The 13,043-nt window shown below is 56.8% G+C and carries 10 protein-coding genes; 3 read left to right on the forward strand and 7 right to left on the reverse strand.

The window, feature by feature from the left end; all coding sequences use genetic code 11:
- The first annotated feature begins 150 nt into the window (after positions 1-150).
- Both VH413_02915 and VH413_02920 read left to right on the forward strand, forming a co-directional pair.
- Positions 151-4,161 (forward strand): immunoglobulin domain-containing protein, encoded by a 4,011-nt coding sequence (locus tag VH413_02915; protein HEX3797629.1) that lies wholly within the window; start codon positions 151-153, stop codon positions 4,159-4,161.
- 253 nt (positions 4,162-4,414) lie between these two features.
- Complete coding sequence (locus VH413_02920; GenBank protein HEX3797630.1) at positions 4,415-5,170, forward strand: glucose 1-dehydrogenase; 756 nt, start codon at positions 4,415-4,417, stop codon at positions 5,168-5,170.
- Positions 5,171-5,946: 776 nt separating this feature from the next.
- Here the strand turns inward: VH413_02920 and tnpA are convergent.
- The 7 genes from tnpA to VH413_02955 form a co-directional block, all read right to left on the reverse strand.
- Positions 5,947-6,405: an IS200/IS605 family transposase gene (gene tnpA / locus VH413_02925; GenBank protein HEX3797631.1), complete on the reverse strand. Its 459-nt coding sequence runs from the start codon at positions 6,403-6,405 to the stop codon at positions 5,947-5,949.
- 134 nt (positions 6,406-6,539) lie between these two features.
- A complete protein-coding gene (locus VH413_02930) occupies positions 6,540-7,013 on the reverse strand; it encodes a hypothetical protein (protein ID HEX3797632.1) in 474 nt (157 codons plus the stop codon).
- 130 nt (positions 7,014-7,143) lie between these two features.
- The gene (locus VH413_02935; GenBank protein HEX3797633.1) at positions 7,144-7,419 is read right to left on the reverse strand and encodes a DUF5985 family protein; all 276 of its coding nucleotides are present in this window, start codon (positions 7,417-7,419) and stop codon (positions 7,144-7,146) included.
- A complete protein-coding gene (locus tag VH413_02940) occupies positions 7,419-7,679 on the reverse strand; it encodes a DUF5985 family protein (protein ID HEX3797634.1) in 261 nt (86 codons plus the stop codon). Before VH413_02940 ends, VH413_02935 begins: the two co-directional genes overlap by 1 nt.
- The gene (locus tag VH413_02945) at positions 7,676-8,062 is read right to left on the reverse strand and encodes a hypothetical protein (protein ID HEX3797635.1); all 387 of its coding nucleotides are present in this window, start codon (positions 8,060-8,062) and stop codon (positions 7,676-7,678) included. Before VH413_02945 ends, VH413_02940 begins: the two co-directional genes overlap by 4 nt.
- 135 nt (positions 8,063-8,197) lie before the next feature.
- Complete coding sequence (locus VH413_02950) at positions 8,198-8,869, reverse strand: response regulator transcription factor (GenBank protein HEX3797636.1); 672 nt, start codon at positions 8,867-8,869, stop codon at positions 8,198-8,200.
- On the reverse strand, positions 8,862-12,296 hold the full coding sequence (locus tag VH413_02955) for a PAS domain S-box protein (GenBank protein ID HEX3797637.1): 3,435 nt from the start codon (positions 12,294-12,296) through the stop codon (positions 8,862-8,864). The genes VH413_02950 and VH413_02955 overlap by 8 nt, the downstream gene beginning before the upstream one ends.
- A gap of 238 nt (positions 12,297-12,534) precedes the next feature.
- On the opposite strand from VH413_02955, the gene VH413_02960 reads away from it, so the two are divergent.
- The gene (locus VH413_02960) at positions 12,535-13,035 is read left to right on the forward strand and encodes a helix-turn-helix domain-containing protein (GenBank protein ID HEX3797638.1); all 501 of its coding nucleotides are present in this window, start codon (positions 12,535-12,537) and stop codon (positions 13,033-13,035) included.
- Positions 13,036-13,043 lie beyond the last annotated feature (8 nt).

Raw genomic sequence — 13,043 nt, forward strand, 5'->3', positions numbered from 1 at the left:
ACCGTTTCGTGGCAGGAGTTTTGCTCAATCGGACACTATGATTTTGGCATTATTGAGAAAAACGGCCATTTGCCGCTATCTCCATCATTTGCAGGCCACTGGGTCTTAGGTCTTTTGGGAACTTAAATCGTTTTTATCACTCTTATTTGTATGGCTCAAAGCAGCTTTCTGAAGTCCTTTGTGCGCGTGCTGTTCGCGCCGGGGGTGAAGGTTCGCACTTCGCGTTCGTTCGGTTTTCGTAATGCTTTCCTCGCCATCGCTGCTCTCGTGCTTCTGGCCGCGATGACTTCCGAAGCCGCACCGCGCCGTCGTCTTTCCGGCCATGTTCCGCCGGCGGTCGCCAGTGTGGCGGCGGTGGATCGTCTGGATCGCTCCGCCAAGCTTGAGCTTTCCATCGGCCTGCCTTTGCGCAACGAGGCGGAATTCGACGCCTTGCTCGAACAGATTTACGATCCCGCGAGCACGAATTATCACCACTACCTTTCGCCCGCGGATTTCGCCGAACGATTCGGGCCCACGGCCGAGGATTATCAAAAGGTCATTGATTTCGCCCAGGCGCATGGCCTCGCCGTCAGCAAAACTTTTTCCAATCACACGCTGGTGGTCGTTCAGGGCGCGGCCACCAATATTGAAGACGCGTTTCAATTGAACTTGCGCGTTTATCCGCATCCCACGGAGAACCGGCGATTTTTTGCGCCGGACACCGAGCCATCGGTTGACGCGAGTGTTCCGATTTTGGACATTAGCGGATTGGATAATTACGTTTTGCCGCACCCGATGAATTTACAAATCAGTCCCGCCGCTCAAACCGCTAATTTCCAATCGCAGGCTATTCCGCCGCTGACCGGTTCCGGTCCCAACCGTAATTTTATCGGGAACGATTTTCGCGCCGCGTATGCGCCGAATGTTTCGCTGACGGGCGTCGGCCAAACGGTCGCGTTGTTTGAACTGGACGGTTATTTTCCAGTGGACATCACCAATTATAAAAACGAAGCGCACGAGCCGGATGTGCCGGTGCAAAATGTGCTGGTGAATTACGACGGCACGGCTGGCTCGAATAATGTGGAAGTCGCGTTGGACATCGAACTGGCGATTTCGATGGCGCCCGGTTTATCCAAGGTGCTGGTCTATGAAGGCACGACGGGAAATTCCATCCTCACGCAAATGTTTCAGGACAATGCTGCCGCGCAATGCAGCGCGTCCTGGACTTACTCCATCAATGGGACTACCACGAATCTTTTTCGCGAATTCGCCGCCGCCGGAGTTTCGTTTTTCACCGCGTCCGGCGACAGCGGCGAGTATAAAAATACCCCCGCCACGCCGACCGATGTTCCTTTTCTCACGAGTGTTGGCGGCACGACGCTGCAGACCAGTTCCGCCGGCGGCCCGTGGTCGTCGGAGATTGTATGGAACTGGTTCACCACCGGCCAGGGTACCGCCGCAAGCAGCGGTGGTATCAGCACGAGTTACAATTTGCCGACGTGGCAATCGGGTGTCGCCACGACTGCCAACAAAGCCTCGACCACGAAACGAAATATTCCCGATGTCGCCCTGACGGCGGACAATATTTTTGTGAACGTGAATAACGGCAGTTCCGGCACGGTGGGCGGAACGAGTTGTGCGGCCCCGTTGTGGGCGGGATTCGCGGCGTTGATGAACCAGCAAGCCTCGGCGCATGGGCTTACGAATGTAGGTTTCATCAATCCTTCGATCTACGCCATCGCAAAAACTGCGAACTACACGAACGCCTTTCACGACGTCACCACGGGCAATAACACCAATGCCAATAGCTCAACCCGTTTTCCCGCGACGACCGGTTACGATCTTTGCACCGGCCTCGGCTCGCCCAACGGCGCGAACCTCATCGCCGCGCTGGTGCCTGTGCCGATCATCACCACGCAACCGGCAGATGAAGTCACTTCGCCCGGCAGCAATGTCACTTTTTCCGTGCAAGCTGCGGGCACATCACTTTCTTATCAGTGGCAGGAGAATAACAACAACATTGCTGGCGCGAACAGTTCCGCTTACACGATCACCAACGCGCAAGTTTCCGATGAGGGAAATTATTCCGTCATCGTTTCCGATAATTCGTTGGCCGTGACGAGCAGCGTTGCCACGTTGACCATGAGCGCGCCGCCCATTTTTACTTTGCAGCCGCAAGATCAGTCGGTCCCGCAAGGCGCGACCGTCGTGTTCATGGGCATGGCCACGGGCACGCCGGATCCTACGTATCAATGGCAACTCAACGGCGCGGACATTCCGTTCGCGACGGACACGACGCTCACCATCCCGAACGCGCAACTCAGCAACGCGGGCACTTATACGCTCGTCGCGTCGAATTCCGGCGGGGCGACTTTCAGTTCCAACGCCGTTTTGATCGTGCAGGCGCCGCCCGCGATTTCCGCACAACCCGTTTCACGCTCGGTAAATCAAGGTAACAGCGCGCTTTTTTCGGTGACGGCTACGGGCACGCCCACGCTTATTTATCAATGGCAGTTCAACAGCAATAATATTTCTGGCGCGACGAATTTCTTTTACGTCGTCTCCAATGCGCAACTCGGCAACTCCGGCAGCTACGATGTCATCGTCATGAATGATTACGGAACCATCACCAGTTCGGTGGCGACGCTCACTGTGAATGCCCCGCCGATCATCACGTTGCAACCGCAAGGCGAAAGCCTCACCGTCGGCGACACCGCAAATTTCAGCGTCGCGGCCACTGGCACGCCGCAGGTCAACTACCATTGGCTGTTCAACAATGTTGCGCTCTCTGACAGCGCGCGTATCAACGGCTCGCAAACCGCCAATCTCACCATCAACGGAGTGCTCACCAGCGACGCGGGAAATTACCAGGCCGTCGCCGCCAATTCTTTCGGCTTGAGCAATAGTATCGTTGTCTCATTGTCCGTCGTCCCCGCCACCCCGGTCATCACTTGGACAACGCCCGCAGCGATCACTTACGGCTCCGCGCTCACGGTGACGCAATTAAATGTCACCGCTACTCAGCCCGGAACTTTCGCCTATTCGCCCGCGCTCGGAACGGTTCCCGATGCCGGCACGAATCTTCTCTCGGTAATTTTCACGCCGAGCGACGCGGCGGATTACAACAGTGTCACGAGCCACGTCAGCATTATGGTTTTACCGGTGGTGTTGACCGTCACCGCAGCCGATGCTTCCCGCGCTTTCGGCCAGGCGAACCCAGTCTTCACCGCCAATGTTACCGGCGCCGTGAATGGCGATGCCTTCACCACGGCGGCCAGCAGCCTCGCCACCGCGACCAATCTCCCCGGAACCTATCCCATCGTGCCGAGTCTCTCCGGCACGAACAGCCGCGCCGCCAATTATTCCGTCACACTGGTGAACGGCAGCTTGACCATCACGAACGCTTCTCCGCCCACAATCGCGCGCATTGACCCCCATTCCGGCGCAACCAACGGTGGCACGACCGTAATCATCACCGGTACGGGTTTTCAGAACGGCGCCACCATTAATTTCGGCACGCTCGCCGCTGTCTCCGTGACCGTCACCAACGACACCAACATCATCGCCGTCACGCCCGCCGCGCCCCTCGGTGCCGTGGACATCATCCTCACCAACGCCGACGGCCAAACCGCCGTCCTCACGAATGCCTTCACCTATGTCGAACCGCAAACCATAGACATCACGCCCGCGCAAATCACCAGCGAACCCACCAACGCCACCGCCCCGCTCGGCGGCAGCGCGATCTTTTCGCTCACCGCCACGGGCGCGCAACCACTCGTTTATCAATGGTTGCTGAACAATACGAATCTGCCCGCCGCCACCAACGCCACCCTCTCCCTCAGCGACATCCAGCCGTCCGACGCGGGCATGTATCAGGCCATCGTGACCAACGCGTATGGCGCGGCCACCAGCAGTATCGTCACCCTCAGCGTGCTCGGCGCGCCGGTGTCCTTCACCACTCCACCCGGCGGCTTGCAAATTTCCAACGGCCAATTCGTCCTCCAACTTTCCGGCCTCACCGGCCAGGGCCCCGTCATCATTCAAAGTTCCACCAACCTGATTGATTGGACGCCGATCTACACGAACCCGCCCGGCTTCGGCCAGCTTCAATTCACCGACACCAACGCGAGCAATAACACCACCGGTTTTTATCGCGCCGTCACGCAATCTTCGCAATAGAACGAAAAGTAATTCATCATCCTGACGGGTCGCGGGTCTATGACCCGCAGCAACTCAAGATTAAGATTGCCGCGTTAGGCTGATTCGAGAATGGCCTGACCCTATGCGCCTTGCTGCGCGCCACACACCCGCGATCCCTTAGAATCAGTCTTCACATTTTCAAGGCACATTTAAAATTAATTTTCCCCCTATCTTTTTTCCCCGCTTGAGGCAACTTGCGCCTGCAAGTTTAAAACCAAACCATAAGACAACTATGAACCAAAAAAAATTAACGGGTAAAGTCGCCGTCGTCACCGGCGCGTCCAAGGGCATCGGCGCCTCCATCGCGAAACATCTGGCCGCGGAAGGCGCATCCGTCGTCGTCAATTATGCGTCCAGCAAAAGCGGCGCGGACAAAGTCGTCGGCGAAATCACCGCGCAAGGCGGCAAGGCGATTGCCGTGCAGGGCGACGTCGCCAAAAAAGCGGACATTGAGCGTTTATTTGCCGAGACGAAAAAAGCCTACGGCAAAGTGGATGTGCTCGTGAACAACGCCGGCGTTTACGAATTCGGCTCGCTCGAACAAATCACGCCCGAGAATTTTCACAAAATGTTTGACCTGAATGTGCTCGGCCTGTTGCTCACCACCCAGGAAGCGTTGAAATATATTCCCGCCGAGGGCGCCAGCGTCATCAATCTCAGTTCGCTCGTGAGCACTTACACGCCGCCGAACTCGGCGGTTTACTCCGCCACCAAGGGCGCGGTGGATTCCATCACCGGCGTGCTCGCGAAGGAATTGGGCGCGCGCAAAATCCGCGTCAACGCCATCCGTCCGGGCATGGTGGAAACCGAAGGCACGCACACGGGCGGCTTCACCAGCGGCGATTTCCGCAAGCAGTTGGAATCGCAAACCCCGCTCGGCCGCATCGGCGCACCTCAGGACATCGCCACAGCCGTGGTATTTTTGGCGTCGCCAGATTCGTCATGGATCACCGGCGAAACCTTGCTCATCGCCGGCGGATTGCGCTAAGCCGAGCGCGGGAAATTCTCGATTATTTCGGTCCTTCCTCCCTGCCGGGGGAAGGATCGAAACGAAAGTTTTCTAGGGCCATTGTTCTTCCCTCCAGAAACCCACGCTTCTACCTGATTCCCGCCGTGGAAGCCACTGGGGGGCGGACAATACATTGTTCTTCCCTCCAAAAACCCACGCTTCTACCTGCGTTATAAATCGTCCAAGCGTTCATCGTCCACAAGCTCCGTAGGAGCGCCATGTTTATAACCACGGTCCCCAAACCAACCAAGCTCCGTAGGAGCGGCACGACCACGACTCGATAAGCTCACCCATTAACCTCCATCAAACCTTTTTGAAGACATATCGTTCATCACAAGGAACCTCAATTTAGAGCGGCAACTTTATCACTCCAAAAAAATTGTGCTTTCTCCCTGCATTATGAATCGCGCGAGCGTTCCTCTTCCATAAGCTCCGTAGGAGCGCCATGTTTATAACCACGGCCCCAAACCAACCAAGCTCCGTAGGAGCGGCACGACCATGACTTGATAAACTCATCCCTTAACTTCCATCAAACCTCTTTGAACACATATCGTTCATCACAAGGAACCTCAATTTAGAGCGGCGACTTTATCACTCCAAAAAAATTGTGCTTTCCACCTGCACCGATGATCGTCCAAGCGTTCCTCTTCCACAAGCTCCGTAGGAGCGCCATGTTTATAACCGCGGTCCCCAACCAACCAAGCTCCGTAGGAGCGGCACGACCACGACTCGATAAGCTCACCCCTTAACCTCCATCAAACCTCTTTGAAGACATATCGCTCATCAAAAGGAACCTCAAATTTGTTCAAGAGATTCAAATATTCCTCCCGAAACGATTTTTTGGAATGATGCGCTTCCTGATTCTGAATATATCGGATCACCTCCGTTAATTGAGAATGCGAATACGAAAATGCGCCGAACCCTTCCTGCCAGGAAAATTTGCCCGGCATCCATTTTTGCCGGTTGATGTGGTTGGTTGACCCCGTTTTGATATCGCCCGCCAAATCGGACAGAGCGATGTTCGGTTTAAGGCCGATCAAAACATGCGTGTGATCGGGCATGCAAGAGATGGCCAAAAGCTTTTGACCCTGCCGGGTAATGACACCCGAAATGTATTTTTGCAGCTCTTCTTTATGTTCGCCGCGGATAAGACATTGCCGCGCTTCTATCACAAAGACGATTTGGACATAAATTTGAGTGTAAGTATTGGCCATCGGTTTGTGCCGCTCCTGCGAAGTTTGGTTAATTTAAGGCTGTTATGATCGCGTTAAGCAGTTTAATTTCCCGCGCCTTCTCCATCGTCCACAAGCTCCGTAGGAGCGCCATGTTTATAACCACGGTTCCAAATTTACAACGGCCAAAGCACCAAACCTATAGCGGACGCCACGCCACCAATCAGACAAAGCCCTATAAGAACAAACAGCACCTTCGCCGGAGTTTTTTGATCAATCGCCAAGGCCACCATCGCCTCCCCGATCCTTTGGGTGCCGTGTTTGGCATTGGCCGCAGCGAGATAGGAAACCGGCAGTAATGCCGCCAGGCCGGCTCCGATTCCCAGGCCTCGCCAATCATGGTCACCCATCCAGCCCAAGGCGTACAAGAAATATCCGACCAAAAATCCGGCCAGTGAAAGCGTTTTCGCCACCCGAAGCGCGTTTTTATTCTCCTCCAGCAGTTGCTTCTTTCTCTTTTTACCAACCTTCTTGGGTATCGAGGGAGCCCAGCGTTTGACTTGCCATCGGAAAATCAGCGAGGCGACCATTGCAGAAAAAATTGCGCCGATCGGCCCACAACCGATTGATCGTAATTGTTCAGCGGTCATTTTAACTTATGCGCAAGGTTATATCGCATTTCCTGGAACGTGTGACAGTAAACTGAATCAATCCTTAACCGCGGGCCTGCACCCTAGGTTCTAACAGGAAATTCTGCCATTTCAAAACGGTTAAAAATACTCACGGCTTTTTTTCTTTCCGGTTTTTATCGAGAATGCCGATGAGGATCAGCAGAAACGCGGTGAGCCGGATCAGGTAAACCTGCGCCGGTAATTCCGAAGAGTTGAGTTCCAGCACGATCCGCTCAAGGCCAATCAGGAAAAACGCCGCCGCAAAAAACCCGAACAAACGGTCGTTCGTCGTTTTTTTGAAGCGCAGAAAAAACAGCGCGATCGCCCACGCCGCGATCACGATCGCGCCGGACAAAAAGGAATTGATGAGCAGCGGGTCTTTCATCACGAACGCTCCCGAATCAGCCCGAACAGCAGCATAAGTAATCCGGCGAGCGTGAGGCCGCCGCGCGGCACGGAGAGGTCCACATTGGGCAGCAGGACCAAATCAACAAACAGAAGGATGTTCGTCGCGGTCAAACAGACGAAACAGCACGTGCTCCAGAACAGCAACGGCGTGTGCGTGGCGCGAAATCCCCGGAACAGCAACACGGCGCAGAGCATCCCCGTCAGCGCGCAAAGAATGTAAACCGTTTCTGCCATCATGGCTTTTCCCTTCTGATTCGAAACGCATCGGCAAAATTTCTGACCGTGTCGAGCGGCTTTTGGTAAATCATTTCCACGATCGCCACCCGGCGCTCGCGATAGGTCTTCACCAGTTCGTCCACCAGCACGGCCTGCCCGGCATTTCCCGGCGCGAACCGGAGTTTTCCTTCGACGCTGGCGGACAAAAATTGTTCACGCGTGAAATATTGCAGTTGCGTGGCCACAGATTCCGGGCTGCTCTGGATGGCCTTCAAAACGTCGCTCTCGCTCCACGCGCGGTCCGGATTTTCCGCAAGCAGGCATAGGATTTCCAACTGCTCGACCGACTGGATGTAACGAGCAATGAACGCCTGCAATTCTACCGATATGGGCTTGCTGGACACTGAAATGGACCGGCTTTCTTTTATTAATTGCGGCCGCCGCAGGCGGGCGAACATTTTCGCCGCGAATGGATGCGGACAATCGCGTGGAAATTCTAGCAACAAAACGGCGAAGCGAAAAATTATTTTTTGCGGCGGCTAGGTTCCCGCCGCGTCGCGATTCTCCTGGATGGCGTGGAGCATGACTTCCGTGGAGCTTTTCAACTGCAACTTCTCCTTGATGTGCGCGCGGAACGAATTGATCGTGGCGATGGTGAGATTCAGTTCCTCCGCGATTTGCCGCGTGCCCTTCCCCTGGCCCATCATGCGAAACACTTCCAATTCGCGGTCGCTTAATTTGTGCAAGGCCGATGAAGGTTCGTCGCGTTTGCCGCGGGTGAATTTCGCGAGCATGGAAGTGGACATGCGCGGGCTCACGTAAATATCGCCGTTCAAAACGGTGGCAATCGCCGTTTCAACTGTGCGGCCCGGTTCATGTTTCATCACGTAACCCATCGCGCCCGCCCGCAACGCGCGCTCCGCGTAGAGCGATTCGTCGTGCATCGAGACGACCAGCACCGGCAAATCTTCGTATTGGTCGCGGATGCTTTTGATGAGGTCAATGCCGCTGGTTCCCGCGAGCGAAATGTCCACCAGCACGAGGTCGGGCTTCAATTCGGGAATCGCCTGGAGCGCCTGTGCGGCGTCCGCCGCCTGGCCGCAAACCACCGTCTCGGGATTGTCGTCAATCATCTGCTGCAATCCCTGGCGGAACAACGGATGATCGTCCACGATGAGGATTCGGCTTTTTTCAGCGGGGCTTTTACTCATAATTTTCCCGGGCAGACGCGCCGGTGTCCCTCGTGCCGTTCATTGCACGCGGCGCTTTTTTGCGTCCATTTTCCGCCGCCGACTCGCGGGAAATCGTTTGAAAAAGACATACGATATGGGTGCCGGAACCGGGGCGGCTCTGCAAGTTCAAAGTCGCGCCGATCACCCGCGCGCGATAGTGCATGATGCGCACGCCCATGCCGGTTTGCGCCACGGATTCCGGCGTGAAACCACAGCCGTCATCTTTTACTTCGAGCGCGTAACGACCATCAGCCGGGCCCAAATAAATCGTGATGTTCTCCGCCCGGGAATGTTTCGCCGCGTTCGCCACCGCTTCGAGCGCGATGTAATATAGGTGCAGCGCGATTTCATTTTCAACGATCGCCGCCGGTTCGCCCGCGATGAAACGGCAGTTGACCTTGAACAATTCGGCGGAGTTCGTCGCGAGTTCCTCCAATGCCGACGCGAGCCCGTTCTCCTCCAGCCGCACCGGAAATAATCCGCGTGCGACGCCGCGGGTCTGGCTGATCGCGGTGTTGATGAGCGTGCTGATGCCTTCGGCCTGCGCAAATTCGGGATTGCCTTTTTGCTGCAAACGATTCGCCAGCGTGTGGCTCATGAACGCGATGCCCGCAAGCTGCTGGCAAACGCCGTCGTGAAGGTCGTGCCCGATGCGCCGCTGTTCGCGATTGCTGATTTCGAGAATTTCGCGCTCAAGACGTTTGCGTTCCGTGATGTCGCGCGCGATGCCCTCAACTTCAACGAACTGCCCGTCCGACTCAATCAATCGCGTGCTGATTTCCAATTTTACGCGCTGTTCCGGCGCCACTACAAAATCCCATTCCGCCGTCGGTGGCGCAGTCCCTGTGAGCACCTGGTCGAGCCAGTTTTGCGCAGCCGCCTGTTCCTCGGGGACGATCAGGTTCACGATCTTGCGCCCGAGAATGTCCGTGCGTTTGCGTTGCAACAGGCGTTCGCCGGTCTGGTTCACGGTCGTGATGCGCCCGTTGAGATCGAGCGTGTAAACCATGTCGTTCGCGTTTTCAAAAAGATTGATGTAACGCTCTTCGAGCGCGGCTTCGTCCTCCAATTTTTGCCGGATGAGTTGCGTTTGCCGGCTCACCTGCCGCCGCAAAAGCGCCACCCACGCCAGCGCAAATGCAAATGCCAGCATCATGCCGCCGACCAGCATGAAGGTGTGCCGCGAAGTCCACCACGGCGGCGTTTCGAGCAACTCAATGTCCGCGGGCTGGCGCAGCAACAACCGAAATGTCGCGGGCTCGTGCCGTTCGCCGCCCTGGATGGAACACACGCCCGTGAGCCGCACGAGGCTGCCGGATGGCAGCGCGGGCACGTCTTGTTTGCGATTCTGCGTTTCCAGATGCGCGGTGAAAATGATCGGGCCGTCCTGCAACACGAGTTGCGGATTCGCCGAGCGCGGTACGCTTTGCAGCAATCGCGCTTTGATTTCGACGACCAGGTTGTCGTTCGTTCCCTGCAACAGGATTTGTTCAGCCGACATTTTTCGCGCGGCGGGCAGCGGGCCGGTGCCGGTTTTGCGAAACGAAGCTTCTTCGAGGTACGGCGAGAAATCGCCAATGACGGGAAAGCCAAGCACGTCCACGATGTCGCCAACCTGCACGCCGCTCGCCTGCCGCGTGAGCACGCGGATGCCGCCCGACGCGTCCTCGACAATAAAACCCTGCGCGGGAATTTGCAGCGTCACCACGCCGCGAACTTTCACCCGGCGGCCCGCGAGCCGGTCGGGATCGAACGTCGCCACGGCATCAATCGGCGTGGTCGTGATTGAAAAAGGATCGGCGGAAGGCGGCTCGATGATTTTGACTTGAGCCAGGCTCGGCGCGTGCAGGGTGATGCCGCTGAGTTGCCGCCGCACGTTCAATTCGGAAGCGCACGCGCCGGTCACACTGACGAGGGCATCAATCAGATTCGTCGGCACGGTGGCGTTATCAAAATTTGGGATGACCACCTTGAACCGGCCTTGCGGCGTCATGAGGCTGAGGCTCAAGTGTCCCCACTGCTGGTCGGCGCGGCGCACCACGCCTTCCATCTCCACCCAATGCGCGTCGAGCCGGCCGTTCGCCAAATCTTCCAGGTCCACTTTTGCGGGCGTGGGAAAATTGGTTTCGCCCAGCACGGTGATGGACGAGCCTAAAATTTCCGGCGCGAACCCGCCCGAACTTGTGTGCCCCGTCAGTTCGACATATTCGCCCGAGTGAACATCCGATTGATTCAAGTCCACGTACACCGCGCCGCCTTTGTCCTGAACAAATGCGTTGCGCCAATCGGCATCGGCGTAGGTGAGCACCCCGCGCAAACGCACGGGAATATGTTCGGCGGATTGTTCGCGGCGCAGTTTCAAAATATCGGAAACCTGCGTGAGCAGCGCCGGACGATTGGTCGAATGCGCCGTGCCATCGGCAATCGCCAGCGAATCATTTTGCGGCGGCGGTTGCGCGACTTCGAAATACGCGTTGTTCAAAAAAACTTCCGTCGGCGAAACTTGCAGGAAACCCCAAACATCCACGCGCTCGTCCGGCTGGATTTGCGTGAGTTGAATGACCTGCGCGCGAATGACGCCGGTCGGGTCTTTGACCACGACGGATTTGCCGGGCTGATACGAGACGACGAGGCCGTTGATGTGAACGGGATCATTCGTCCACGGGCCGAGTTCGAGATTGAGCAGGCTGCCGATGGACGCGACCGGCACCGGCGCGCGGTTCGGCGTGGACGTTTCGAGCACGTAAATCTCATTCATGCTCGGCGCAAAAACCGAGGCCGATTCCAGATGCCCGTCCACGGTCTTGCTGGCATTGATGCCGCGCGCGCGAATTTTATTTCCCACGAAACGCTTCAAATCATTGGCGGCGGGAACCGCGCCCAGGACATACACGAGACAATTTTGCGTCCCCGCTTGCAGCAGCAACGCGAGGCGTCCACTCGTATTTTCCGCCGACAACACCCGCCCGGTGATCTCCACCCATTCGCACCAGTAAGTGCCGAGTTCGGAAAGTTCGAGTTTTTGCGCGGGAGGAATCGTGCCGGGCCCGAGCACGGAAAGGCGGGCGTTGGTCAAGGAATTGTTCGTGGCGGTCGTGGCGAAAATTTCGACGAGCTGGCCGAGTTGCGGCTGCGTTTGAAAATCGTGCGAGTTGAAATAAGCCGTCTCATGGCCGTCATAGACATAAAGCTGATTCCAGCCGGAATCGTAACACAACACCACGCCGGTGAGATGGACGGGATGGCCCAGGGCGGACTGCTCCGGCGTGAGATTTTTGAGTTGATGAAGGGTGATGATTTCATCCGCCGGCGCGGCGTGCAGCCCCGCAGCGATCATCGCGTAAAACATTCCCGCGAGGAGAGCGGAGAGCCACAGGCGATTGCGATGATGACGGCGTCCGGACATGGGCGAGCTTGCTTTCGCATATACTACTATGCCGCGCCCGATGAGCAAGCGCCGTGTGCGCCTCCGAACGGACCGCGGGTCTGCGACCCGCGCAAGGTACATAAGGTCAGGCCGTTCTCGAATCAGCCTTGTGCGGCAATCTAGCTCGTGAGTTGCAGCGGGTCACAGACCCGCGGTCCGAACCGAAGTATTTCCATTGTTGCCAAAGCCAATGGAATTAAGCTATTAACGGGGACGCATGACGACGGTTGCTGAACAACTTCACCTGGCCCGCGAAGCCCAGAAACTCTCGGTCAACGATGTGGCCGAGGTGACGAAAATCCGCACCGACCACATTCGCGCTCTCGAAGAGGGAAATTTCAACGTCTTTTCCGCGCCGGTTTACATCCGCGGTTTCGTGCGCACTTACGCGACGCTCCTCAAGCTCGACGTCACGCGCATCATGGCCAATCTCGACGGCGAACTCGGCAAGACGGAAAAATTCCGTGAGCCGCCGCCCCTCAGCGATCAGAAACGCGGCGTCCTGGATTTTCTCACGCTGCAACTTTCCAAGGTGAACTGGCGCGTGGCCTCGGTGGTGCTGGTCGCCGCCGGAATAGTTTTGGCCATCAGCATGTTCGTGTGGATTTCGCGGCATCGCCACACGGCCGACCCGCTGGCGAATTTGCCGACCGGAATTTATCAACCAACCACGTCGGGTGAGATGGCCCCATTGCCAACGGTTGCGCCGAAGCATTAACCGCGCAG

The organism is Verrucomicrobiia bacterium (assembly GCA_036268055.1).
Classification (GTDB): Bacteria; Verrucomicrobiota; Verrucomicrobiia; order Limisphaerales; family Pedosphaeraceae; genus DATAUW01.

Coding starts and splice junctions, on each gene's coding strand:
- VH413_02915 (HEX3797629.1), top strand. CDS start 151: ATGGCTCAAAGCAGCTTTCTGAAGTCCTTTGTGCGCGTGCTGTTCGCG.
- VH413_02920 (HEX3797630.1), top strand. CDS start 4,415: ATGAACCAAAAAAAATTAACGGGTAAAGTCGCCGTCGTCACCGGCGCG.
- tnpA (HEX3797631.1), bottom strand. CDS start 6,405: ATGGCCAATACTTACACTCAAATTTATGTCCAAATCGTCTTTGTGATA.
- VH413_02930 (HEX3797632.1), bottom strand. CDS start 7,013: ATGACCGCTGAACAATTACGATCAATCGGTTGTGGGCCGATCGGCGCA.
- VH413_02935 (HEX3797633.1), bottom strand. CDS start 7,419: ATGAAAGACCCGCTGCTCATCAATTCCTTTTTGTCCGGCGCGATCGTG.
- VH413_02940 (HEX3797634.1), bottom strand. CDS start 7,679: ATGATGGCAGAAACGGTTTACATTCTTTGCGCGCTGACGGGGATGCTC.
- VH413_02950 (HEX3797636.1), bottom strand. CDS start 8,869: ATGAGTAAAAGCCCCGCTGAAAAAAGCCGAATCCTCATCGTGGACGAT.
- VH413_02955 (HEX3797637.1), bottom strand. CDS start 12,296: ATGTCCGGACGCCGTCATCATCGCAATCGCCTGTGGCTCTCCGCTCTC.
- VH413_02960 (HEX3797638.1), top strand. CDS start 12,535: ATGACGACGGTTGCTGAACAACTTCACCTGGCCCGCGAAGCCCAGAAA.